Origin of the sequence: Streptomyces sp. SID13726, from assembly GCF_010548375.1 — a bacterium.
Taxonomy (GTDB): Bacteria; Actinomycetota; Actinomycetes; order Streptomycetales; family Streptomycetaceae; genus Streptomyces.
The window spans coordinates 1-392 of sequence record NZ_JAAGLY010000816.1 but is presented as its reverse complement, the minus strand read 5'-3'; the positions used below and the strand labels follow the sequence as shown (position 1 = coordinate 392).

The window sequence follows — 392 nt, the reverse complement described above, 5'->3', positions numbered from 1 at the left end:
CCGACCCGGGGTCGGCAGCGACCAGCTCACGGTGCACACCGCGAAAAGCTCGCGGTCGACCGGCACGAGGGTCAGCAGGAGCACCGGGAGCAGGGAGACGCCGAACAGCACCCACGCCAGCGGCCGGCGGCCCGCCAGCCACGCGCCCACGAGCGGTCCGACGACGACGAGGACGAGGAGGGCGAGCGGCGACAGCCAGGGATGCGCGACGAGGACGGTGGCGATCATGGGCGGCCAGTCTCGCAGGTGCCGGGTGCCCGGGTGCCTCGTTGCCCGGGTGCTGAGTGACGCGTGACGGGTGACGCGTGTCGGCGGGACGCGGTAGACCTGTGCCCATGACGACGACGCCGTCCCCCGAGCCCCTCGCGCCCGACGCTCCCGACTCCCGCGAG

Annotated in this window: 1 protein-coding gene; it reads right to left on the bottom strand. The window is 74.5% G+C overall.

The features are described 5' to 3' along the window. Positions 1-228, bottom strand: a 228-nt coding sequence (locus G3I78_RS50460) for a hypothetical protein (RefSeq protein WP_203616623.1), incomplete at its 3' end; no start/stop codon positions are given. Between the last annotated feature and the right edge of the window lie 164 nt (positions 229-392).